The organism is Clostridium sp. FP2, assembly GCF_011065955.2.
Classification (GTDB): domain Bacteria; phylum Bacillota; class Clostridia; order Clostridiales; family Clostridiaceae; genus Clostridium_AD; species Clostridium_AD tagluense.
Genome location: NZ_JAAMNI020000002.1, coordinates 68,532 through 93,147 on the forward strand (window position 1 = coordinate 68,532; position 24,616 = coordinate 93,147).

Genomic DNA, 24,616 nt, shown 5'->3' on the forward strand with positions numbered 1-24,616 from the left:
TTATTTACTCTGATAAAACACCAGCTTCTTTTAGTGTTTTATAAATTATTTTATTTTCTCTTAAGTCCTGTTGCATTTCATTACTATTTTTAGTGATAGTAATGGTGTTTTTAGATAAATCACTAATCATAAATTCAGGTGGAAAACATGATTTCATTGAACTAATTGGAAAACCAGCACAATATATTCTTTTTCCATTAGCCGTTATTAATACGGCATCAAATTCTTTTGCACCGAGTATTGTCCAAAGCTTCCTTTTGGACCAGGAGCAGTGAAAGAGCTTATTCCACATCAGATTTTCGCATGAATCATGAAAAAGAAAATCTGATGTGGCCTAGCCTTTGACTTTGATTTACGGTAATAATGGTATAATTAAATAAATGTTTTATGTCGTCTCAGTAAAATATGGTGAACCGAAGGAGGATAGTTAATGAAAAATAAACTTTTGTTATTATGTGTAGCAATAATACTAATAATTGGCTTTGTTTCTATATATATTATTAAATACAAAGGGGACATGACAAATTATTTAGATAAAGTTGAGAGTGTTATTATTTATTCAATAGATATTGAAACTGCAATGAATTACGATACAAAAAAATTATCCAAAATAGGGTTCTCTACGATAGATAACCCTAAATGCTATTTGTCTAAAATTACCTACAAGGATGAAATGATTATATGGAAAGGTGATAGATTAGGAATTATTCACATGAAAGATGGTAGTGAGTTTAAAATCAGAGTAAGTAATTATGGAGAGTTTTTTTCTATAATAGGAGAAGATGGTTATTATATATATGAGTTTATATGATATATTACATTGATTTTGTGTACTTAAGTCTAATGGATATAAAACAGCTATAATATATATTCAGTGGAGAACAGGAATTGTTTTGAAGATATATGCAACATTCTCTGGTACTCTATATTCTAAGCTATAAAAAAACTCCGAGCACTTTTTTTTATATTATTCTTGACAAGGGTACATTATATTTTAAAGTAGACTTTTTCATATTTTTTAACTATTATTATTATTATATACATATATGATTGGTAGATAATTTCAGTCTACGAATATTGTGCAAGAAACTTAGCGGAGGTTAATCCAATATATTTGTTGTTCTTTACCTTCATGGAAATTTTCGCCTGTTAATATAGCACCGCAACTCATCGCAGTCTGACTTGAAGCAATATTATCTTTATCACAGATAATCATTACTTTTGGAATTTTCATATCTTTTGCAATTTCTAAAACAAGTAACAATTGTTGCTTACCATAACCTTTTTTTCGTTCAGTTGGACGAATGCCATAGCCTATTTGTCCTCCATGTTTTTCTAATTCATCAGTTAAAAAGTGACGGAGTTGAATAGTACCTATAATTCTATTATCAGATTTTCTTACAGAAAAGAATGTGCTGGCATGAACATTATTGCGAAGTTTATCTTTCTCAATTGAAAGAACAATTTCAAGCCATTCATCAAAATCATTATAACGGGCTAGTCCACAACTACCATTGATATTAGTTTCCTCAAAGTCTAAATACTCTTGTTTGTATTCCAGAATTTTTTCTTCTAAAACCTTTGATGGGTTTACTAAAATTAATTCACTCAATTTAATACCTTCCTCTCTATATTATAAATAATATGCTGTTCGCCTTGTTCTACGACTGCAAAACAATTTATAGATAGATTGTACCATTTAATGCCATAAAATAACATACAATATACTAAAGCTTATAGTGAATAAAAACAATACATTCAACCGAGTAATTGCTTAGTTAAATTTAACTGACTGCTTAACAACACCTCTAAATCAATGCTTTAATCAAAAAAATAAAATAATCTTCTCCAAATCTTAAAAACCTCTCTCCTCCTCCATATATATAAATCAAAACCCCAAAGGAGGCATCACCCTATAAGCAAAAACCAAATTTTTAAAATGGATAGAGGCGATAACCATTGGTATCATATGATGTCCATGACAGGTCCTAAGTGGATAGAAGCAGTAGATAATAAATATGGAAAAGGTGCAGCTAAATTTATTAAAGAAGTTTTTAAAATTTATTTAAGCGATAAGCAGCCTAGATAGATTATATGAAAAGCTTGCAGCTGACGTAAGTAAAGACCCTACTTCAAAAGAGATTCAACAAATTGTTGAGGAAATAGAGGATACAACTAAAAGAAATTATGAACATTATAGAATAGATTTAGGTATAAACAATGTTTTTTTATCCAACATGGCTGATATTTATTTATCAAGTGCCAATAAAGATATGAATGTTGTAGATAAGAAATATGGTAATGGCGCAGCTAAATTTATTGGAGAATCTCTAAAATTTTATTCTGAAAATAATAAGTAATGAATTAAAATGGGATATTACGCAGATGATAATAGACTCAATATTACGTATCATAAAAAAAGCACTAGTAGAGTGCTTTTTAGTTCTACTATTCCGTAATAACTTATACCATATATGGATTCACTATAGCTTAACGTGGGAGAATTATTAAAAAACCATACGTTTTATTCCTTAGCGTGGGTTTTGTCGGAAATGTTGGCTGCACGCCAAATAGAATATAGTATAAATATATTTTAGGTTAAGTTTATTCACATATGATTTTAAATTTGAATTTTTTTATAATATGGAATATACTAATATTAATGTAATATTATATTAGTAAAGTAACAATAATGTTTAGTTTAATAGATGACATAGGTAAGTTCAAACATGATTATAATAATATAAATTTCATGCTTAATGGATATAACTATGTATTATTTGTTAGAAGTTGTTTTAATATTAAACATTTTAAAAAATTCTACTCTCGTTATTTATAATAAATTTTTAATAAGCTTATTTGATATAAATTGAATTATTAATATTAGAATAAATATGCTATATGTAATAGGCATATTAGCTGGTTTAAAAACCGTATAAATTAATATTATTGATGGTAATCCTATTATTATTATCAATATCGTTCGAATATTTAATATAAATTTGATTTTCTTATAATTCTTTTGATTTATTCCCTTTGATTTAATTAAATTTAGCGTATCTCTCTTTAATAATAAACTTACAGAAAACCTATTGTATTCTTGTTTTGAGAAGTAATAAAGACCTATTATTAAGTTAACTATTGTAAATATTATTAGTATAATAACTAATACGTTAAGAAACATGTTATACAACTCCTTTCAAATTTAATACTTTATAGATTACTACACAGGCTATTATAGCTTTTTCTAACATAAACTACTCCTGCAAACCTTCGTATTAATCCATATCTTATTATTTCTAATTCTTCTTGCATCTTATCTGGCAATCTTGCCTTTATATAACTCTCTACTTTCTTACTGAAATTTTCTTATGTTTTCATCTCCTTGTACTTTCCTTTAAATTGTTAGTATCCACTCTTAAATTTAAACAACAAATAAGATAATGTCAACCTAAACAGGCTGACTGAAGCAAAACTGTCTTCATCCACTGCAGTAGTTTTTATATTACCCAGTTTTTTTGTTCCATGTTTCTCTTTGCCTTTCTTGTCAATACCCACTATCACAGTAAGCTTTAAGGAACTTGTTACCTTTGTTGATTTAACGACATTTCAGGAGGAAAGTCTCCCACTTCTATAAGTGGAGGTCACAAACTATAACAAAAGTAAAACTTCAGTAGGGGGATAACAATTGAGAATTGTTAAAAGGCCTCATAAAGCCTCTGTGCCGTGTAATCTTTTTTAATATCCAGTATGGGGTAATAATGTTACAATTAATTAAAAAATGTTATGTAATAATAAGATGAAATTGGTATTCCATTGTTCTTTTAGTAAAGATAAGGATTCAGCTCCTTCTTTATACATACTAATTCTCCTTAACTACTTTAATCCGTCTTATTTTATAATTTAGGCTAACAATATATATTCGATTATACCATGATTACCATAAATTATGTATATTTACAATTGTTTTAAAATGTATAATAGCCTCACACTGAAAGTAACTCAATTGGTATTGTGTAAATTTAGTATAGTTTTATTTAAATAAATTATCATTTTGATTTTTAGGTTTTGAGTCCCTATATGCAAGAAAACCTGTAGCAATTTAAGGATAAGCTGATTCTCGTGTTTGATCAGGGTAATCCTGATTCCAGCCTGTTTCAGAAGTATTATGATTACACGAAAAAAATGTTTCAGAGATGTAGCTCAATTCTTAAAATAACCACTTTAACATTGTTGAAATAGAAACAAAAGTGTACTATAATATTGTTAATACACCAACAGGTGGGAGGACAAGATATGAACAAAGAAGAACAGGTTTTAATGGGTTTCAGGGACATATACAACAAGACGGTTTCGCTTAATAAGCCTAAGATGAAAGACCGTTTTAAGGGTTATAACTCTTTTGAAGTACATTGCATAGAATACATTGAAAGAAATGTAGATTCCAACGTGACAAAACTTGCGGAGTCCTTTTATGTGACTAGGGGTGCCATAAGTAAACTAACTAAGAAGCTCATAAAAAAAGGAATTATCGAAAGCTACCAGAAGCCAAATAACAAAAAAGAAATCTATTTTAGCTTGACTTCGCAAGGGAAAGTAATTAACAAAGTCCACGAGGAACTGCATAAAGAGTTTCAAGAGAGGGATAAAGCTGTATTTGAGCAGGTAACAGAGAAGCAATTTGATATCATGCTTAGCTTCGTGGAAAAGTATAATAGGCATTTGGATGAAGAAATAAAGAAGCAAGGTATAGATATAACAAATCGAAATGATTTTGAATAATGGGCTTGTATCAAAAATTAGCCTAAACGGGGCTGTATCAAAACGCTGAAACATCAGCATATGATACAGCTCCATTTTATTGTTGACAAAGAAACAATAAAATGATAAAGTAGTTATGTTTCCTAGGAAACATATTCTTTTTTAGAGAGGTGGAATTTTAAATGCGTAAAAATTTTTTGTGGATCATTGTGGGAATTGTACTTATGAATGGAATCGGGATGACAGTGGTGTTCCCGCTATTGCCATTTTTACTCGGCAATTACTTGCCCGCTTCGCAAATAGTTGTAGGAATGAGTGCCCTGGCATCAGTTTTTGCGGCTTGCACTTTTTTTGCAGCGCCAATATTTGGGGCATTAAGCGATCGCTACGGTAGAAAAAAGATTTTAATCATTAGTTTACTCGGATCTGCTATAGGATATATTCTGTTTGGTGTCGGCGGGGCGCTGTGGGTGCTCTTTCTGGGCAGGATAATTGATGGATTAACAGCAGGCAATATCAGTACCTTGTTTGCTTACATTGCTGATAGCACAGAGCCGCAGGAGCGAACAAAATGGTTTAGCTATATAGGTGCTGCCATGGGAATAGGATGCATGATAGGGCCTGCACTGGGAGGTCCGCTTGGCGCCATTTCAATTACACTTCCATTTTTCGTTACTGCAGGTATAATGTTCCTCTCCACTATTTGTACCTATTTCTTTCTGCTGGAATCACTGTCTCCTGAAAAACGATCAACCCATTTTTCCATAAAAAGTTTCAATATCTTCGGTCAGTTCAAGGATATTTTCACCATGAAAGAGGCCAGATCGCTTATCATCGTCGGAGGATTCTTCTATGTGGGACTCGGAATCTATCAATTCAATTTCAGCATCTTCTTAAAAGATATTTTCTCCTGGGGGCCTGCGCTTATCGGTGGTATCTTTACTATTATTGGAGCCTGCGATATTATTTCGCGAGCTGTGTTATTACCGCTTCTTCTTAAGAAGTTCAGTGAGCGAAATATTGGTATTGTTGGTCTTTTAGGACTAGTACTGGGACTTAGTCTAATAATTCTTAGCGTTCATATCACATCTCCAGTACTTATTATTGCTGCGGTTATGAGTATCACGCTAGGCGAAGGCTTGTTCGATCCGTCCTACAACGGACGACTCTCAAAGTCTGTAGATGAAAATAGCCAAGGAAATTTACAGGGTGTAAATCAAAGTTTGCAGTCCGCTTACAGAGTTCTTGTTCCTCTTGCAGCTGCTGCTATATATTCATTCAGTCCCGGCATTCTATATGGAGTGGCAACTTGTGTTATGATTGGATCACTCATTTTATTCTCGAAATTACAACCGCAATATACTTAAAAATTTTATACAATATAAGAAGTAAAATTGCATGCAACAAGGTTATAGGGTATGGATAGGCATTTTACAGTTTCCGTATTTATAGTATATAAAGATAAAGTATTATTGCATTTACATAATAATATAAAAAGGCTTATTGACACTCCCTTTAGAGGATACTGTAATCTTAATTTACAAGGAAAGGAGATGTGAATATGTTTCGAATAGGCGAATTTTCCAAACTTACGAAAACTACAGTAAAAGCATTAAGGTATTATGATGAAATTGATTTATTAAAACCTGAATTTGTGGATGAGGAAACAAACTATCGTTTTTATACAACGAAACAGTTAATAAAACTTCACAAAATTCAGTCTTTTCGCCAAGTTGGTTTATCAATCGATGAAATTAAGCTGATTATATCTGGACATTGTATAGAATTAATTTTGGAAAAACGAAAAAGTGAACTTGAAGATACTATCTTTGAAAGTAATGCACAGCTCTCTCGAATTGAATTTATATTACAAGGGAAAGAGGATGAGTTAATTATGAATTATCAAGCGATTTTAAAAGAATTACCAGAGTGCATCATCTATTCAAAGAGAATGACAGTGCCAAGTTATGACTCATATTTTGAGCTCATACCGGCAATCGGAGAAGAGATTACTGCGGCAAATCCTGAATTAAAATGTACTGTTCCTGCGTATTGCTTCATCAAATATCTTGACAATGAATACAAAGATAAAGATATTAACATTGAATTCTGCGAAGCGGTAGAAAAAATGGGTAAAGAAACTGGAGATATTAAATTTAGAAAGATTGAAAGTGTATCTGCGGTTTCCGTTATGCACAAGGGATCATATGCTGGACTTGCAAAGGCATATGCATTTGCTTTTAAGTGGAGTGAAGATAATGGATATGTAATTGTTGACAGTCCACGAGAAAACTATATCGATGGTATTTGGAATAAAGAAAATGAAGATGAATGGCTTACCGAGTTACAAATACCTTTGATAAAAAAATAATCTGCATTTGCATTTATGTTGCAACATTATTGTATTGTTTATCAACAAGGGTAGAAATGTAATGGGTCCCATTTTGAAGTGCTTTTACTGAAATATAATTAACATTATCATATGAAATCACGCTAATATAATAAGCTATTAATCTACTATTTAAACAAGAAAACACAGGCTAAAAACCTGTGTTTTCTTTGAGTTTAATTTAATATGAGCCGATGTTAGGTGTAAGTAATTATATTGCAAACAAATTTTATATATTATGTTATAATTACTATATAATTGTAAAATATGGACAAGTGAAGATTATAAATAATGTTGTTGGCTTAAGATTAACTATTCTTTTTTCAATATTGTATTTATTTATTGAAAACAAAAGGAACAAAGGAAAAATGGAAGACATCGGTTTTATTCCAAAAAACGTCTTATCTGATATAAAAAAATATTGGTGGTTAATTTTGATTCCTGTTGTTTCGGGTATTGTATCAGTTAGTTTGCTTAAATTTGTCCTACCAGAGTTCTACTTGTCTGTTTTAGACAAAAAACCGATGTTATCATTTGATAAATCGTTTTTACAGATACCTAAATTATTGATTTTAGCATTTGCTGAGGAAATAGCATTTAGAGGTTTTTTCCAGACTAAGCTTTGCAATATTATAAAACCAATTTGGGCTATCATCATTACTTCATTATTTTTTGCTATAGGAAATTTTTCGGCTGGCTCCATTTCAGCTCTTATTATTTATATCTTGTTTTTTATTTTTATAGATAATATTATTTATGGCGTGATTTATCAAAAAACTAAGAATATTTACTCGTGTACTATTTCACATTTTTTAGCAAATGTCATTGGGACATTTATTCTTTTATTTATTTGATTAAAAATAAGGAGTATGAGAAAACTCTGCATTAAGTTGAAATATAAGAGATAATATGACCCAAATCCTACGTTTTTCATTTTTAGGGAATATGTTCAAAATATATTTTAGAGTAATTAAAACACCGATATATTCAAAGAACTCTTTTAATATATCGGTGTTTTGGTAATATATGTCTCAACGTATAAAATCCGCGTTTTGCGGTTACCACCACGAGTAGGAGTACTTTTATGTCAGATCATTTTTTTGCCTTAAGAGAGAGAATACACAATTAAATCTAAAACTATAAGGATCTTATCGGTAGTGGTATAATATTCCTCGATATTAAGACGTATCTGTAGTTTATGATGGATTAAGTATGTTTTTTTATTGGCGGTAATTGTAATATATAAACAATGAAGGAGATATGAAAAATGAAAGAACTAACTATTAGACATCTTCAGGAATATATAAAAACTAATGATTTTGATTTAGAATGGAGCAATGGATACTTTCAAAAGCTTATAGAAGAGGTTGGAGAATTATCAGAAGCTATTAGAAGAAATAAAAAGCAAGACATGAACAATGGAATTAAAGGTACTATTGATGAAGAATTATATGATGTTATGTATTATGTATTGGCATTAGCAAATATTTATGGTGTTGATATGGAAAGCTGTGCTTATGAAAAAGAAAAACTTAATAGAATAAGGTGGGATAGAGTCACAGAATTATAGGAATTAAGCAATATTCTTAAATGTACTTTTTATAAGTTACGTCACAACTGTAATCTATTATTTATAAAGGGGTGGTTATAATTGAAAAGAGTGAATGTAGCATATTGTTTAATATACAATAAAGAAACTGAACAGGTGTTAATGGTACATAATAAAGATGTTAACTCTTGGTCTATGCCAGGAGGTAAAGTTGAAGAAGTGGAAACATTAGAGCAAGCAGCTATAAGAGAGGTAAAAGAAGAAACAGGTCTTTTAGTTAAGATTAGAGATATAATCGCAGTTAATGAATGTTTTTTTGAGAAAAAGGAAGAACATGCTATTTTTATTACATTTAGAGCAGTAATTATTGGAGGCAATATTTTAATTGACAATCCTGAAGAAATATCTGAAATAACATGGGTAGATATTTCAAGAGCAGATGAGCTAATGCCATATCATAAGTGTGGTATTAGTAAGTTAATTCATAATTCTTCTACCTATTGTTTTCAAGGTCAAGCATGATTACTTTCACTTATTAATGAGTTAAGTCTCAATTTTCATATATTGTGCAACATCAAGAGCAGAAATGCTCTTTTTATTCTTAATATTAAATAGTTACTATAATTCCAATGTATAAGAAAATGTATAAAATATTAATGTAATAACTTAACAGTATTGACACCTATAAAACACTTATAATCAAAGGATTGGACGGTGTCAAAACTTACAGTCAAAAAAATATGCTAAAAAGGGGTAATGAATTGTGATAATAGGTTATGCAAGGGTAAGTACATTGTGTAATTATTTTCTGTTCCATTATTACACACACCCCCAAGTATAATATTTAAATAAAAAAGAGAAGGGAATTTTTAAAAATGAATGACAAAATTTATATTTATGGTGACTGTTGTGCTGTAATGTATGTAGGTGAATATAAAGATGATAAATGGGATGGCATGGGTGCGCTTTATCGTACTGATGGCTCTGTAATTTATAAAGGTGAGTATAAAGCTGGTAACCGGCATGGAATGGGTACACTTTATCGTAGGGATGGCTCTATAATTTATAAAGGTGAATATAAAGATGATAAAATGGATAGAATTGGTGTTATTTATGATCTTGAGGGAATTATTTCTTATGAAGGTGAATTTAAAGAAGATAGCTATGATGGCTTGGGTACTATGTATATTGGTGATGGCTCTATATTTTATAAAGGTGAATGGAAAGATAGTGACACTAAATCAGTGTTAGAAGATGATTTATCTAAGAGTTATAGTGGTGATAAAAATTTGAATAGCACTTGTATTATTAATGAAAAAATTAATGCATTGCATGAAGAAATAAGTGCATTGCATGAAAAAATAAATATATTGAATAAAAAGATAAATTCATTATATATAATTACTAAAAATGTTAATGATGGCTCCATACTTTATAACGGTGAAAGAGACAATAATATCTCTAACCCGCTGCTCGAGATTGATATATCTGATAGACATAGTTGTCACAAAAATTTGAATAGTATTGATAACATTAATGAAAAAATAGATGCAATGTATGATTGTATAAATGAAATGGGAGGAATAATTGACTTGCCATGGTGTGATAAATTATTATATCCTTACTATAATCATTTTGATGATAAATCTAATAAATACAAGCTGGGTTCGCTAACTGCATTTTGGGGATTACTACAGGAATGGGATGATGGGAGTGGATTTCCTTTTTATACTGATAGAAAAAATCATACCTGTTATGACTTCCAAAAGTATATGGAGGTGTTTATGGCTTATTCCTCTAAAATAAAATCAAGTTGCCCTAGCATTTATAGAGTTATAATTGGACTTTTAATAAAATTAGATAAGAATGAAAATCTTAAAGATACCTTTCCAACTATAGATATTACCTTTATAAATAAGATTAGGGACACGATATTAAATGAAGAAATTAAACTTACGGAAGACTCATTTCGAAAAGCCTATGCAGAGGCACGCTGTGGGTGTAAATGATTTTGCATTATTTACAAATTTTAATTCTCTTATAGATTCTACAGTTTTCATTTTACATCTTCCTTTTTATAGTATTTCGTAAATAATCATCTGCGGTGATGATTATTTAATTCAAATTTAACAAATATAGAATTAATATATATAATTGTTAAATATAGCTGTTTATGTTAGGACTTCAAGGTAAATTTATATCATATCTTTTCGCAAATTAGAATTCCCAGTTTTTATATTACATAATATTTGAAATATAGCCAATATGTCAGATTAGATCTAATTGGTAATTTACATTTTTTTACAACATTAGTATTTGAGCCATTTCTTATCTGACACAAGGTGCTTGTGTCAGATTGCTAATATATTACAAACCACTATTGTATTTGTAATATATGTAAATACATTATTTGGTATTATTTATTAGAAGATATTTTTCATGTATTATTATTTCTTTAATCTTAGCTTTAAATAGATTAAAAAAATGATTTAACAATTGTTACAAAATATGTATAATAGATATATGAAATAAAAAGGGTGGTGTTTATACTGGAGAGTTTAGTTGAAAAAGCAAAGAATGGGGACAGAAAATCTTTGATGGATATTATTGAAAGGTATAAGTTTTTGATAATTAAGTTAGCTGGAAGTTACCACATACCCTCCTATGAATTTGATGACCTGGTTCAGCATGGATATCTTTCTGTTATAAAAGCAGTAAATCTTTATAACCTTGGTAGCAATACTTTTGATGGTTACTGTATACATGCTATTAGAACTAATTTTAAAGCTCTTTTAAAGGGAGAAATAAAACACTATAGAGAGGTTCCAAGTGCGGAGCCTATACGTCTCGGCGTAGCTTGCGATTATGAATTTACATTAGAGGATGAAGTAATAGCTTTTGATGAGGCCCAAAGGCTTTATGAGGCCTTGAAAAAATTAGATCCAGTTGAGAGGACCGTTGTTGCCAGATTTTACTTACGCTATGATAGTCTTCGCGAAATAGCCTGTGATGGTGATAATAGTTATACTCACTATAGAAAGGTTAAAGATAAAGCTTTAAAAAAACTTAAAAAATATATTTAAAAGATTATAGAAAATAATTGAAATAAGCATATATATTCAGTGAAAACAAATTGAAAGGAGTGATTAACATGGCAGTTAAATCAACAAAGGTAGCAAGTTCCTTAAAGCTTACTGTGATAGTGGGTATTGACAAGAAAGGCAAAGAGAAACATGGAACAAAAAAATTGGGTAATATAAAAACTACTGCAGTGGACGCAGACATTTTTGCTGTAGGACAAGCTATTTCTGACATTAAAAATTATCCATTAGTCGGAATAGACAGAGAAGATCAGTTCAGCTTAGTTAATGCTTAGTTGGTAGCTGAAAATTAAAAACATTAAGTTAATTAATTAAAAGGAGGAAAAGTGATATGAATAAATTAGTTATGAGATTTTTAACATCTGTAGAAGGTAAGTATTTTACTTTAGCTGTAGATGACATTAAAGTTGATGAAAAAGGAGTTCCAACTGTAACGTCTGCGCAAACAAATGCTCTTATGGATTTAGTTATTGCAAAAGATATATTTGCATCTGCTAGTGGCAAATTAACTGGCAAGAAAGATGCTAAGATAGTTGTTACTGATACTAATGAAGTTGAGATAGCATAGTAAAAAGATTTCACTAAGGTTACCTTGGTGAAATCTTTTTTTATTTAAATAATTGCCACCATAGGTGGAGTAGATTTACTGCTCTTAGTACCCATTTGTTTATTTACATATGTGATCCTATCTATAACTGATCAGCAATGCCTTAGCTAATTTTATCCATGTTTACTGTATAAAGAGATTATGGTATTATTTATACATAATTACTGAAATGATTCGTTGTATAACTTGTTTTAGGAATTGAGTAGTTACCTATTCCGATCAAAAACTAACTGAAGTTACGCTATTTATTTTTGAGAATTTAAATTACGAAATAAACTGAAAAGAACCTTTATTTGCTTATCGTCTAAAATATAAAACAAACTTTATATGAAAAGGTGGAATCATAGTGAAAAAAACTCAAATATTAACAATAGCCTTAATAATTAGTTTGATTTTTGGATTTTATAACTTTTTTATTCAAAAGGAACAAAAACGAGTTGCTAATGAAGTGTTTAAAAGCAATTTACAAACCGACGAGTCTTGTTTTGTATATAACTATAATATAATGAGTGATGATGAAAAAAATTCTAATTATTTAATGGCATCCTCTGGCTTAAAGACAGCGCTATCTATATCGCAGTTGACTTCATATAATTATATGGGGAGGAATAAAGCATTAGTTACTGCACTAAGTGACCTTGCCAGGTGTATGAATAGAAAGGATAGTAGATGGCAAGCTGTTACTGAAAAGGCTAGCCTTCTATATAAATATTTAACATATATACGCGAGAATCCCAATGATAAGGATAGTTGCAAATCACTTTCTAAAATTGCAAATGATTTAATATCAAGCAATAAATAGTTAGTAACATGTTGTAGATATTGGTATGAGTCGTGTAGGTAGGTATCCTTACGTCTCATTTCTCCGGGTAGAAGGGTTGCGCAATTCATTGTGCCTCTATTTATAGTGTACTTTATGACTTTACATTCAAAATGATAATTTTTTAGTTAAATTTAACTTAAAGCTTAACAACCCATATAATAAATAGCTTATAGCTCACCAACTCTAAACCATAGTAAATAATGGTTAGTTATGATATAATTGTAAAATATGTTGGGGATTATTTATGAAATTTTTAACGTGTTTTTTTAAAAACATACCTAATACTTTAGAAATGGGGCTTAGAAAAATGAAAAAAAGAAGTATTTTAATTATCATTTGCTTAATAACCATAATAATTTTAGGAATAGGGGCAGTGTTATACAAGAATTATTTTCCGAATATTGATTCAAATAATTATTTATCAAGCAATGATAAATTAGCCGAAAAAAGTTTTGGCTATAAAGGAAATGATGAAATCGGTGAAAATAATCAAAGTTTTGACTTTGAAAAATTTAATGGCAAATGGGATTTAATGCAGTTCACATCCAACAAAGGTAATAAAATATCTATTAATGATAATACAAAAATCAGTAAAGGCAAATTTTACATTGTGATTTTAAATTCAGAATATAATATTATAGCAAAAAAAAATGAGTTAAATAACAATGAGAATCTAAATTTTACTATACCTAAAGATGGAAAATATACTATTAGAATTATCGGCGCAAATGCAAGTGGTAATTTTAACATAAGCGTAAGTGCCAGTAATACTATAAAGGTTTCTCATATAGATTTATTTGATTAATTATCAAGATATATAATAACAACATAGGTATAATATTCATAAACAAGAGTGTAAATAAATGCTCTTGTTTATTTTTTCGGCTAAGTAAAATGAATGTTCCTTATTAATACTAATATTTAAATTATGAAATATTGATTATTCCCAACCAACTTTTTATTGCAATAGAATTTTTTTTGTTTTTATTAATTAACATATATATTTGCCTTTTAGGTGGTATGGAATCTTTTATTTTTACATGTATTAACTCTCCATATTTTAGCTCACTATTAACAGCGGATTTAGTAACAAATGCATAACCAAAGCCTTCTTTAACAAAATCAATTACATAGGAAGGTTCATCAACTGAAAGTTTTAATAAAGGACTATTTCCAAACACTTTACTTAACCATTCAAAAAAATCTTCTCCTAAATCTGCATAAAGCATAGGTAAGTCTATTAAATCTGAGTAAAGAATTTCTTCTTCAAGTACTATTTTATTTTTAGGACTTGTCACTAGGATTATTTCATCTTCTAAAAAATCAATAACTTCAAATTTACTTGATTTAAATTTTGTATAAACAAATCCAATATCTAATATACCATCACCTAATAGTCTTATAATTTCTTCTGAATGATTAACTTTAAGTTTTACCGCAATACTGGGAAAGGTTAAAAAATATTCTTTTATTATTGGCGATATAATACCCTTATATATAGAATCAACTAATCCTAATGCTAATCTATCCTCATATACTCCTACAGATCTGGCTTTTATTATTCCATCTTTTTTTAACATAATCATCCTTTTAGCATATGGTAGAAAGGCCTCTCCTGACTTTGTGAGTGTTACATTTTTATTGTTTCTTACAAATAATTTTTTCCCCACGTATTTTTCAAGTTCATTTATTCTATTTGAAATTGTTGATTGAACTAAATATTGTAGTTCGGCAGTCTTTGTAAAATTTCCATTCTCTGAGAGGATAACAAAGGTTTCCATTGATTCAATATTCATAAAGTCCTCCAATTACTATCTGTTATTTCGATTGTTATTATTAATATAATTCGTTTTTAAAATTGAAAACCCTTTGTTATACTATATATAAGTTCAAAAAAATTAATAAGAGTTTACTTTTAATTTTTGATAATATCCTTAGATTATAGGAGATGAAATTAATGAATAGGAAAATTACAAAAAAAATAAAGCTAGGAAATATTTATGTAGGTGGAGATTCAAGGATATCGGTGCAGTCTATGACTAATACAGATACTAGAGATGTAGATGCTACTGTAAATCAAATCCTTAACTTAGAAAAAGCGGGTTGTGACATTATAAGGTGTGCTGTACTTGATATAGCATCGGCAGAGGCTTTGAAGGATATAATAAAACAAATTCATATACCTCTAGTAGCAGATATACATTTTGATTATAAATTAGCACTTAAATCTATAGAAAGTGGGGTAGCTGCATTAAGGATAAATCCTGGTAATATTGGAAACATAGATAAAATAAAAATGGTAGCCCAAGCTGCAAAAAATAATAATATACCTATTAGAATTGGAGTAAATTCGGGTTCTTTAGAAAAGGACATTTTAGAAAAATATACAAAAGTTTGCCCAGAAGCCTTGGTTGAAAGTGCTCTAAGGCATGTAAGAATATTAGAGAGTTTGAATTTTTATGATATAGGTATTTCTATAAAATCTTCAAATGTGATGCATATGATAGAAAGTTACAGGATGATTTCTGAAAAAGTAAATTATCCTCTTCATCTAGGAGTTACAGAAGCTGGAACTTTGTGGCGTGGAACAATAAAATCTAGCATAGGTATAGGAACTCTTTTATCAGAGGGTATTGGTGATACTATAAGAGTTTCACTTACTGGGGATGTGTTGGATGAGGTTAAGGTCGGTCGTGAAATTCTTAAAGCTTTAGGTCATATAGAAGAAGGCGTTAAGTTTGTATCCTGTCCTACATGTGGTAGAACAAAAATAAATCTTATAAAAATAGCTGAGGAAGTAGAAAAAAGATTAGCTAATTGTGAAAAAAATATTAAGGTAGCTATAATGGGGTGCGTTGTTAATGGACCAGGAGAAGCTAGAGAAGCGGATATTGGTATAGCAGGAGGAAATGGTGAGGGTTTGATATTTAAAAAGGGCAAAGTAATAAAAAAGGTTAAAGAAGAAAATTTAGTGGAAGAACTTATGAAAGAAATTGAAAAGCTATAAATATAATGATAGGAAATGTGAATGCTACTACAATAAAAAAGCAGTGTAGTACTTCGGTATGAAAATGTAGTAGTTAAGTACACACGTTGATATGACTAACTTAGAATTACCTATTAAATATTGTTAAACCTATAAAACAACAACAAGGATAATAACCATAAATAAGTTATATTTGTTGTTGTTTTGAAAAATATATAAAAAAATAAGAATACCTAAATTAAACTGGTACCCTTACTTTATTATTAGTTCAACTTAATAACTATTATATAGAACTACTAATGGCAATTACTATAAATCCTATCTATTTTAAGATTAATGAAAAGGTGGATCATCAATAAGAATAGTACCACTACTTTTGGCTATTGAATTAGAACCTAATGCTACTGTACTATTTTGTGGTATGTATGTTGATATTAATAAAGAAACCATAATACAACATATCCCTGTGCTTAATAATTTTACCAATTTATTTTTCATAATAATATTCACCCCCATATATATAGTATACATGAACAATGCAACTTATTCATATAATTTTTGTGACAAAATAAGACATTTTTTTGCTTTTTCAATATCATTTTCATTTAAATATATAAGCGACAATTTAGTATATAGCAAGGTAAGTTCACTAAAATTATTGTTATCCTTTAATAAATTAGCAATTACTAAATAAATCTTTTTTAAATTTGAGATGTCATCTATGCTTTCATATATATGTAAAAGACTATAATTACCCTTCAATAAGTATTCATAATCTTTATAAGTTTCAGCACTTATTAAACCTAAATTTATTATTTTGATTGCCTCAGCATAAAAATGTTGACTAAAAAAGACTTTTGACTTATCTATAAGTGTATGACATAAATTATTTTTATCAACAGCATTCCTAATCTTTTCAGCCCTTTCAAAGCATTCCAAACTGGTTTTAAAATCAGCCTTATCTAAATATAGGACCCCTAAGTTATTATATATGTATCCTAATAAAGGATCTTCAGGTTTTGGAAGCTCTGCACGTAAGGAATTATAAATTTCTATAGCAATATCATATTTACCAATAGCTTTATAGCAGTTTGATTTAAGAAAATTAGCATAAAAATAAAAATTGTCTTTTTTGTTAGAAAAAAGTAAATACTTTTGAATAGTTTTTAATGCTAAATCGAATTTATCAATTTTTTTATAGCATAAAGCTATATCATATAAAACTAATTTTTGTGTCTTTGTATCCTTGTACATCACTGAATAACGCTCACAAATATCAAAATACGACAATGCATCATTGTACTTATAATCTCTTGCTTTACAAATTCCCATTTGGAAGTAAAGGTGTGGAATAATTTCATGTTGTTTATTATCATTATAAATAGACATAGAGTTATTATAGTTAATAAACGCATTATCATAATCTTTTCTAGCTAGATAAAAATCTCCTTTCTTACTATAAAAAGAAGCCTTAATTTCTAATAGATTAAACTTGCAGGCTATTTCAATGATTTCTTCATTTATAATGGAGCCTTCAAGTTTTTTTAAACAATATAGCTCAGCATCCTCTGCAGGGGAACGTAATAAAAAATTTTCATCTATTTCAAACCTGATATCCAGTTCCTTAGCTTTTTGTTTAAATTTTTCAGCAAGTTTTATTGCTACATTTTTAGCTAGTGCTCTTTGGTCCGTTTCTATCATGCTTATTAGGCCTCTAGAGACATTTTCATCTTGTAAATCCTCTTGCTTCATTTTTAAAAATTTTCTTGTTTCTTTAATTTTTTCACTTGGAGTTAAGAACTTCATATAGATCACCTTTCAACTACACTTTTTATAGTAATTTATCATAATTATAAAGCATATTAAAACTAATTTATAGTTTTTTTTATCATTATTTACAATATATTAAAAATAAAAACAAATATAATATAAAGCAACAAATGTTTATGAAAATAGTTGCATTATGTTTAATTTAGTATTACTGTGAAATTAAACATAATGAAGCCTTAAGCTGTAAAACTCCTGTTTTGCACTTAAAACTTCTTCCTGATATGAATTTTACAATAGTATAAAAAAAATAATACAATCGTTTATTTTATCTAGTTTATAGACGTTATTTTACAATTAATAACATAGGTGCCATATACTAGTACTTATATTTAAACACGCCCATGCGTATTATTTTTTAAAAGAAAGGCATTCAAGATAACATATTATTATACTAGTATTGTTGTTTTTATTAAATGTATCATATTCAAGTTTATATTTGTTTAGTTAAATTTAACAGAATGCTTAACAACCCTTATAAACATTACATAAAATTAATATTTTTTTGTATGTTTGTATTAGTATGTTTCATAATAATTATAGATTTAGTTTAAAATTATTAATAAATAATTACTTTACCCCTATACTCAGTATACTAAATCTTTATAGTGCAGCCGCTTTTTCTTTCCTCGGAAATAAAGATGGTGCAGTAGTTGCCTTAAGTTTAGAGCATTCGGCTTTCCATTTTCCACACAATCTTCATTTGCATATGCTGCAACGATCTCTCCAATAAACATTGTAAAATCAAAAATATTTGATTTATCTACTTTATTACCAGATACACACCCACATAAATCAGTTTTTTCAATAGATTCCGAGGATGGTATATTCACACTAAAAAAAACACTTTCCACTACACCTTAAGTTGTATAGTGAGAATTTTTCAATGAAATATACAATACAGGTTTTTCACTTACAACGCCATATGCACCAATTGTGGCATAGTTTGGTTTCCCATTGATCATCGCTCCTGCTAAAACTGTAATGTACGGTCCAAAAGGGATATTTGCTATTTTTTTCTTTATCATATTCTTTCTCCAATTCAATTATTTATTTGTTGCAACAATAATTATACAGAAAAATCGAAAAAAGCATAGAAATAGTCTATGCCCCTAAGTAAATGTGCGTAGTTTTTTATTTTATAGATGAATTAGAAGAAATTAGATATACGAAATTCAAAAAAAACAAATTCAACAAATTTCTATCCACAACAGTTTCCTCGCTTTTATATCATATATAACAATAACTTACTTTTTTTTTTGATTTTAACACAACAAAAACCTACCTTTTCAAATTAAAACAAGTCATACATAACAAAAAACTACCCTTTTACTTCATCATCTATTCAAATAAATACAAATCCGAGGCTGAATAGGTAGGTTTTTGTTGTGTATAAATTATTGAGTCCTACAAATGCGAAGATTTTGCCCAGTTACTCTTTATCTGAGGCTACTTCGCCAAATGAGGTACTTTGAGAACCTTTATCATCACAGGTAATATCCCATCCTAGCAGCTTTTTTTCGAGTTCATCAAAATCATATTCTCTTTGTTCATAATCATTAAAACCACCCTTAGCCTTTTTATATGTCAAAGTCCAGTTTCCTTCTATTGCGCTCATCATAGCACCTAAATAAGACTTTATCTCATTTTTCTTACCATACTCATCTATTACTAATTTCTTTTCTTTTATGTACTGTCTTATAGATGCCTCCAACTGATTTTCTTTAATTGAAATAGATGCCTTTTCAACAAGTTTATCAATTTGTTTAGGACTTATTGTAACTCCTAAAAGATCTCTGAACTCTTTCACAACGTTGTATTCATTGTATTTTGCGGGAACTGCCTCGGGATTATCAAAGAAGCTTATCTGTTCCCTACCTTTGAAGTTTACTGATTGTTTTACCATTTTAAATTTTATCTTCTCAACTTTTTTATTCACTTTGTACAGGCTGTCATCCATTTCGATATATAAGTCTGTAACTTTGTTAATCTGAATTACAGCAGGTTTTAAAATTCTTTGTTTAAAATTAGAGTACTGAGGATATTCAGTATCCTCTATCCCGAGCAAAAATCTGAGTTGTCCCACTTCAAATATTCTTTGACCAAATGTTTGATACTGCTTTAATAACTCGTATATTCTACAAGCATAATAACTTCTTATATATTTCTTAACATCAAAATCGAATCTTGTGTAATCACTTTTAAAGACTAATAAATCTGAAATTAAATCGGGATGAAACTGGAGCGCAACTGCATTTCTGTCTTCAGCTATCTTACAGGTTATAACCCATCTTTTCTTAATTAAATCATTGTTTTCAAAATATATAATATTCCTGTTATATAGCCTATTTGCAGTCTCTACGAGCTCAGCGTATATCGTATTGTTTTTAATATTATATTCTTTTTTGTAATCAGAAACATACACATAAAGCAATTCAAAATCCTTTTGTTTTATAAGTGACTTTACATCTTCAGCCGATAAATTTTTATCTAACATGACAACTTCAAGATTTGATAATGCAAGGTCTATTAACCTATTCTCAGATGTTGTTAGTTTGTAGCTACCTTCAATTAGATTATTAGACTTTACAATTTCTCTTTTTACAATTTCTTTTATTATCATTACTTTAATCCTCCTAAGCTTATTATATATTGTTATAATTTTCTGATAATAGGTAGGTTTTTGTTGTGGTTTAGTAGGTTTTTGTTGTGGTTTAGTAGGTTTTTGTTGTGGTTTAGTAGGTTTTTGTTGCACATTAGTAGGTTTTTGTTGTGGACACGCCAGTTCATGCCAGTCATACCAAGCCTCCGATTGAAAAGAAACTGTTTAAACTCTTTTAAACTTTTTTAAACCTTCTTAAACTACTACAGGAGGTTTTTGTTGTGGTTTAAGAAATCTGTGGATAACTTATAAATTTAGACTAATATAATAATATTATACCGTACTATTTCAGAAAAAAAATATGTATATTATAAATATTTCCGGTCCAAATAGGCAGTACATAGATTTTCCTATTATACCCTGAAGCTTTTTTATTGCGCTTATGGTAATTAGGCCATTAACTAAAGCATTATTGTTTAAATCTCTTATTTACTTCAATTAGAGCTATAAATTTTTTGGAATACTCATTATCCATGCAGTACCCAGAATTATAACCCTTCTGGCAGGCCTCCTCGTAGTTTTTACATGTTATTATAGATTTGTACCTATTTAATCTTAAAAGCCTTCTATGGACAAGTAAGCTATGATCTAGATAGTCATACTTTTTAAATTTGCACACTATGGTTTTTTTTACTCCATTCCTGAGTATTAAATTCTTGGACTTCATATCCGCTACCCTTTTCCCACAACAATATTTAAAAGGTTGTTGCGATGAGATAGATGATTATACGCTATGAAATATGTAACGTTACGGGTTAATTTGAATAACTTATAGAGGTATGAAGAACATAGCTGTAAACATTTTTCAAAAATTATTTGAAAGAGTTAATCTAAACTGCTGTTAATAATCATTGCACAATATTTATGTCATACAAATATTGTGCAATAATTATGTTGTTTTTTTACTAGCACATAAAATACTTGTATCATACAAGTATTTTGGAGGTGAGTTTAACGTTACTAATCATTTTTATAATTATTATGGTCATATATTTAGGAGTTGCAGTTTCTGGACTACTAAATGTCAAAGATACAAAAATGTTTAATGATTTTTGTAAATTAGAATGTAAAAAGTATTTGATACGGAGAGATATTACCGATTAATTTAATGTATTGTTTTACATTTTAAAACTGAAAGAACATCTGAAGCTCAGATGTTCTTTATTTTGGTTCACTATAACATTTTATTTGCTAAATTTATTTCTTACTTCATTAACAAATATTGTTTTGATTTCTTTCATTCTGATTTTTGCGTCTTCATCGTTTAAGTTTAATAATTCATTAAATTTCCCTTCATCATTTGGAAAATTTTCGTAATAATTTCTTTGTGCTAAGACAAAATAATTATTTAATTCTTCATTTGTTAGAAAGTGATTTAAATCTTCATAACTAAAAACGAAATTTGAATTATCTACTTTCAAAACTCCAGTATAAATGTCTAAAATCTTAGCAATATCATATTCTATTGCAATGAAAATTTTAATCATTTCAAAAATTGGCATACGACTAATTTTGCTGACATCTTTTGCACCTATATAATTATATCCATCTATTGAATTTGGGAATTTTTTAACCTCACCATTTTCATCAACAAATTGACTTGAAAAATTCTTTTGAGCAACTCTTAATGATTCTTGATTAGCACCCCCTTCACAATCTGGGTCACCATATTGGAGTCCATCATCTTCCCAATAACATACTCTACAAATTTCATAAGTACCTGGGGGTTTTTCTGATAGTGTCTTATATCCACAACAAGGACATGCATATAAAAAATTATTCATATAAAATCTCCTATTAGCTATTTTCAAATATAAATTTCATCATAATATGATGTTGCTTGATGAGGTTTCATATTTATTTAATTGTACTATTATTACCGTAAATTGGATATAAAAATAAACCTATGCTCTTAGTCAAAAGACTACATGATTACATAAGAATTTAAAACTTGAAATTTATAAAAACAATCTAATTTACAAACTTATCCATTAAAATGTTTTAATTTATGGAATTGTGTTTTTCTTAGCGTAGGAAATATCATTTTTGCGTATGCTACCCCATATGTTAAAATCAACTTTATATTTGCTTAGTTAAATTTAACTGAATGCTTAACAACCTATATAAATCAAGGCTTCATTCAAAAATATGAATGTAATGTTTTATGGAAAATTATACATTTATTTAGGATGTAGTTTATGAAAAATGCGACATAATTGCATTGTCATTATTGCACTCTCTCTGCATCTATCTTTTGATATATAATTTTTACAAATTTTTCTTTTTCATTTGTATAAGCAATTCTATCATCAGGATACTTCTCGGCTAATTTCCTCTTTAAATTGCTATATTCTTTAGCATATTCTTCATGTGAATTTAGATAGTCTCTAAAATGTGTTACATAATAAAAATCAAGATTATTAGGTTCATAACAATGTATATGCCTTAATGAAATTTGTCCTTCGTCTCTTAAAACAAACAAATACCTGTCTTTTTCTTCATTTTGAGCACCACAATAGCTATACCCTGCATTTTTCATTCCTTCTACATTCATTTCTGCAAAAGATTTTAAAACAACTGCAATATCAAGTAGTGGCTTCGCATAAATTCCATTTATTGAGGTACTTCCCATGTGTTGTACATCAACAACATTATTTCCTAAAATTTTAATTAGTTGTTTTTTCGCATCTTCAAATTCTGTTTTCCATTCTTCGCAATGGCTAATACTCTGACTTTATATCGCTCAACGCCTTGCATATGTATACCTCCATAATTTTTGTACTCTATAAATAATAATCTCATTGTCACAATATTATACTGAGACGACATAAAACATTTATTTAATTATAGCATTATTATCGTAAATTGGAGTCGCAGTCAGCAAACTTATTCAAAGCAAAAATAACGTACTCGTGCATATTCACGGTAACGTGTACGTGACCGTGAATATATATGTACTATTATCAGTGTTTTCAATGCTTTCACTATCAATGGTACTCTTGAAAAATGCATCTGAATCTTGCTTTTTTTTACTATTTGTGGTTGAAATACATTTATTTTTTTATCTTATCTTCTAGGGGTATCGCTACATAGACATCAAGCTAAGAGAACTCTATAAAATAAATATACCCATTTGTAAAAATCTTATTATTAAAGAGACAATACTTTTGGAAGCAAAATAAGAGATAGAATCATAGAATAAATTCTATATTTTATCGAATTTATAAACATTATAAAATTTATTCTAAATCAAATGTAAACTCAATTATTGAATTTTCATCCGAACCAATATTTTCTACAAATACTTTATCAATTACTGTTTCATAAATTTCATTATGGCAATTTAATTCATCAACTGCACCATCAAATTCCTTCTGGTCAACCACCCTGCCAACAGTTAAATGAGGACAATATGTTACCTTTCTAAATATAAATTTTTCTAATAATCCACTATATAACTTATCATGTAATTCAATAATATTATCATTCCCCTTCTTTACATTAAGAAATAAATATCCATCTCTATAATCACCTGTAATGTTATTAAGCATGATGTTAAATTTTTTTATGCCTTTCAATGACTTATTGAAATGCTCTTTTAATTCATTTATTGTCAAATCACTTTCAAATGGGAAAACGATTGAAATATGAGGTCCAATGTAATTTGCAAGTGGGTCGTACTTTCCTCTTATATTGTTAATAGTATCAATGTTATTAAACTTTGGAAATAAAATTACTGCCCTTTTCAATTAAATCACTCCTTTGTAATTCGTAGAATTCTGTAATCATTCATCTTTTATTTTTTCCTATGCAATAAAATAAATATTTCATTGAGTTTACAAATTAAGTCAAGAATACTATTAAAGATTCATAGGAATAAAAGGAATAATATATCCTAATGCATAATGAAA

The 24,616-nt window shown here is 28.8% G+C and carries 27 protein-coding genes and 2 pseudogenes; 16 read left to right on the forward strand and 13 right to left on the reverse strand.

The window, feature by feature from the left end; genetic code table 11:
* Window positions 1–4: 4 nt before the first annotated feature.
* A complete protein-coding gene (locus G9F71_RS25025; RefSeq protein ID WP_164952048.1) occupies window positions 5–292 on the reverse strand; it encodes a hypothetical protein in 288 nt (95 codons plus the stop codon).
* A 138-nt stretch (window positions 293–430) separates the two neighbouring features.
* Here G9F71_RS25025 and G9F71_RS25030 point away from each other — a divergent pair, with 138 nt between their 5' ends.
* A complete protein-coding gene (locus tag G9F71_RS25030; protein WP_164952049.1) occupies window positions 431–811 on the forward strand; it encodes a hypothetical protein in 381 nt (126 codons plus the stop codon).
* Window positions 812–1,090: 279 nt separating this feature from the next.
* On the opposite strand, the gene G9F71_RS25035 is transcribed toward G9F71_RS25030, so the two are convergent.
* On the reverse strand, window positions 1,091–1,612 hold the full coding sequence (locus G9F71_RS25035; RefSeq protein ID WP_164952050.1) for a GNAT family N-acetyltransferase: 522 nt from the start codon (window positions 1,610–1,612) through the stop codon (window positions 1,091–1,093).
* 327 nt (window positions 1,613–1,939) lie between these two features.
* Between G9F71_RS25035 and G9F71_RS25040 the strand changes: the two genes are divergently transcribed.
* Window positions 1,940–2,089, forward strand: a complete 150-nt coding sequence (locus G9F71_RS25040) for a hypothetical protein (protein WP_224626870.1) — start codon at window positions 1,940–1,942, stop codon at window positions 2,087–2,089.
* A 52-nt stretch (window positions 2,090–2,141) separates the two neighbouring features.
* Window positions 2,142–2,360, forward strand: coding sequence for a hypothetical protein (locus tag G9F71_RS25045; protein ID WP_318011124.1), 219 nt, complete (start codon window positions 2,142–2,144; stop codon window positions 2,358–2,360).
* A 473-nt stretch (window positions 2,361–2,833) separates the two neighbouring features.
* Here the strand turns inward: G9F71_RS25045 and G9F71_RS25050 are convergent, their stop codons facing one another.
* Both G9F71_RS25050 and G9F71_RS25055 read right to left on the reverse strand, forming a co-directional pair.
* A complete protein-coding gene (locus tag G9F71_RS25050; RefSeq protein WP_164952051.1) occupies window positions 2,834–3,184 on the reverse strand; it encodes a hypothetical protein in 351 nt (116 codons plus the stop codon).
* Window positions 3,185–3,405: 221 nt separating this feature from the next.
* Window positions 3,406–3,576, reverse strand: a pseudogene (locus tag G9F71_RS25055) (DUF1659 domain-containing protein); the annotation flags it as partial.
* Window positions 3,577–4,296: 720 nt separating this feature from the next.
* On the opposite strand from G9F71_RS25055, the gene G9F71_RS25060 reads away from it, so the two are divergent.
* From G9F71_RS25060 to G9F71_RS25115, 12 genes are all read left to right on the forward strand, one after another.
* Window positions 4,297–4,782, forward strand: a complete 486-nt coding sequence (locus tag G9F71_RS25060) for a MarR family transcriptional regulator (protein ID WP_164952053.1) — start codon at window positions 4,297–4,299, stop codon at window positions 4,780–4,782.
* Window positions 4,783–4,943: 161 nt separating this feature from the next.
* The gene (locus G9F71_RS25065; RefSeq protein WP_224626872.1) at window positions 4,944–6,128 is read left to right on the forward strand and encodes an MFS transporter; all 1,185 of its coding nucleotides are present in this window, start codon (window positions 4,944–4,946) and stop codon (window positions 6,126–6,128) included.
* A gap of 194 nt (window positions 6,129–6,322) precedes the next feature.
* Window positions 6,323–7,132: a MerR family transcriptional regulator gene (locus G9F71_RS25070; RefSeq protein WP_164952055.1), complete on the forward strand. Its 810-nt coding sequence runs from the start codon at window positions 6,323–6,325 to the stop codon at window positions 7,130–7,132.
* Window positions 7,133–7,425: 293 nt separating this feature from the next.
* Complete coding sequence (locus tag G9F71_RS27675; protein ID WP_224626874.1) at window positions 7,426–8,004, forward strand: CPBP family intramembrane glutamic endopeptidase; 579 nt, start codon at window positions 7,426–7,428, stop codon at window positions 8,002–8,004.
* Between the two features lie 413 nt (window positions 8,005–8,417).
* Window positions 8,418–8,720, forward strand: coding sequence for a MazG nucleotide pyrophosphohydrolase domain-containing protein (locus G9F71_RS25080; protein WP_164952057.1), 303 nt, complete (start codon window positions 8,418–8,420; stop codon window positions 8,718–8,720).
* Window positions 8,721–8,810: 90 nt separating this feature from the next.
* Window positions 8,811–9,221 (forward strand): NUDIX hydrolase, encoded by a 411-nt coding sequence (locus tag G9F71_RS25085; protein WP_224626910.1) that lies wholly within the window; start codon window positions 8,811–8,813, stop codon window positions 9,219–9,221.
* A gap of 353 nt (window positions 9,222–9,574) precedes the next feature.
* On the forward strand, window positions 9,575–10,708 hold the full coding sequence (locus G9F71_RS25090) for a hypothetical protein (protein ID WP_164952059.1): 1,134 nt from the start codon (window positions 9,575–9,577) through the stop codon (window positions 10,706–10,708).
* A gap of 531 nt (window positions 10,709–11,239) precedes the next feature.
* A complete protein-coding gene (locus G9F71_RS25095; protein WP_224626875.1) occupies window positions 11,240–11,782 on the forward strand; it encodes a sigma-70 family RNA polymerase sigma factor in 543 nt (180 codons plus the stop codon).
* Between the two features lie 68 nt (window positions 11,783–11,850).
* A complete protein-coding gene (locus G9F71_RS25100; protein WP_164952060.1) occupies window positions 11,851–12,075 on the forward strand; it encodes a DUF1659 domain-containing protein in 225 nt (74 codons plus the stop codon).
* Window positions 12,076–12,131: 56 nt separating this feature from the next.
* Complete coding sequence (locus tag G9F71_RS25105; protein ID WP_125006667.1) at window positions 12,132–12,368, forward strand: DUF2922 domain-containing protein; 237 nt, start codon at window positions 12,132–12,134, stop codon at window positions 12,366–12,368.
* Window positions 12,369–12,753: 385 nt separating this feature from the next.
* A complete protein-coding gene (locus G9F71_RS25110) occupies window positions 12,754–13,209 on the forward strand; it encodes a hypothetical protein (protein ID WP_164952061.1) in 456 nt (151 codons plus the stop codon).
* A gap of 328 nt (window positions 13,210–13,537) precedes the next feature.
* Window positions 13,538–14,035 carry a hypothetical protein gene (locus tag G9F71_RS25115; RefSeq protein ID WP_164952127.1) on the forward strand — a complete coding sequence of 166 codons (498 nt, stop codon included), beginning with the start codon at window positions 13,538–13,540 and terminating at the stop codon, window positions 14,033–14,035.
* A gap of 121 nt (window positions 14,036–14,156) precedes the next feature.
* On the opposite strand, the gene G9F71_RS25120 is transcribed toward G9F71_RS25115, so the two are convergent.
* Window positions 14,157–15,026, reverse strand: a complete 870-nt coding sequence (locus G9F71_RS25120; protein ID WP_164952062.1) for a LysR family transcriptional regulator — start codon at window positions 15,024–15,026, stop codon at window positions 14,157–14,159.
* A gap of 161 nt (window positions 15,027–15,187) precedes the next feature.
* On the opposite strand from G9F71_RS25120, the gene ispG reads away from it, so the two are divergent.
* Window positions 15,188–16,237, forward strand: a complete 1,050-nt coding sequence (gene ispG, locus G9F71_RS25125; RefSeq protein WP_164952063.1) for a flavodoxin-dependent (E)-4-hydroxy-3-methylbut-2-enyl-diphosphate synthase — start codon at window positions 15,188–15,190, stop codon at window positions 16,235–16,237.
* Between the two features lie 312 nt (window positions 16,238–16,549).
* On the opposite strand, the gene G9F71_RS25130 is transcribed toward ispG, so the two are convergent.
* From G9F71_RS25130 to G9F71_RS25165, 8 genes and pseudogenes are all read right to left on the reverse strand, one after another.
* Window positions 16,550–16,714: a hypothetical protein gene (locus tag G9F71_RS25130; RefSeq protein WP_164947362.1), complete on the reverse strand. Its 165-nt coding sequence runs from the start codon at window positions 16,712–16,714 to the stop codon at window positions 16,550–16,552.
* Window positions 16,715–16,759: 45 nt separating this feature from the next.
* Window positions 16,760–18,022: a helix-turn-helix transcriptional regulator gene (locus tag G9F71_RS25135; RefSeq protein WP_164952064.1), complete on the reverse strand. Its 1,263-nt coding sequence runs from the start codon at window positions 18,020–18,022 to the stop codon at window positions 16,760–16,762.
* 608 nt (window positions 18,023–18,630) lie between these two features.
* Window positions 18,631–19,071, reverse strand: a pseudogene (locus G9F71_RS25140) (flavin reductase family protein).
* 404 nt (window positions 19,072–19,475) lie between these two features.
* Window positions 19,476–20,666, reverse strand: coding sequence for a replication initiation protein (locus tag G9F71_RS25145; RefSeq protein ID WP_164952065.1), 1,191 nt, complete (start codon window positions 20,664–20,666; stop codon window positions 19,476–19,478).
* Window positions 20,667–21,114: 448 nt separating this feature from the next.
* Window positions 21,115–21,372, reverse strand: a complete 258-nt coding sequence (locus tag G9F71_RS25150) for a hypothetical protein (protein WP_164947961.1) — start codon at window positions 21,370–21,372, stop codon at window positions 21,115–21,117.
* A gap of 517 nt (window positions 21,373–21,889) precedes the next feature.
* Window positions 21,890–22,489 carry a CPCC family cysteine-rich protein gene (locus G9F71_RS25155; RefSeq protein WP_164947960.1) on the reverse strand — a complete coding sequence of 200 codons (600 nt, stop codon included), beginning with the start codon at window positions 22,487–22,489 and terminating at the stop codon, window positions 21,890–21,892.
* 443 nt (window positions 22,490–22,932) lie between these two features.
* On the reverse strand, window positions 22,933–23,430 hold the full coding sequence (locus G9F71_RS25160; protein ID WP_164952128.1) for a GrpB family protein: 498 nt from the start codon (window positions 23,428–23,430) through the stop codon (window positions 22,933–22,935).
* 514 nt (window positions 23,431–23,944) lie between these two features.
* Window positions 23,945–24,454, reverse strand: a complete 510-nt coding sequence (locus G9F71_RS25165) for a 2'-5' RNA ligase family protein (protein WP_164947958.1) — start codon at window positions 24,452–24,454, stop codon at window positions 23,945–23,947.
* Between the last annotated feature and the right edge of the window lie 162 nt (window positions 24,455–24,616).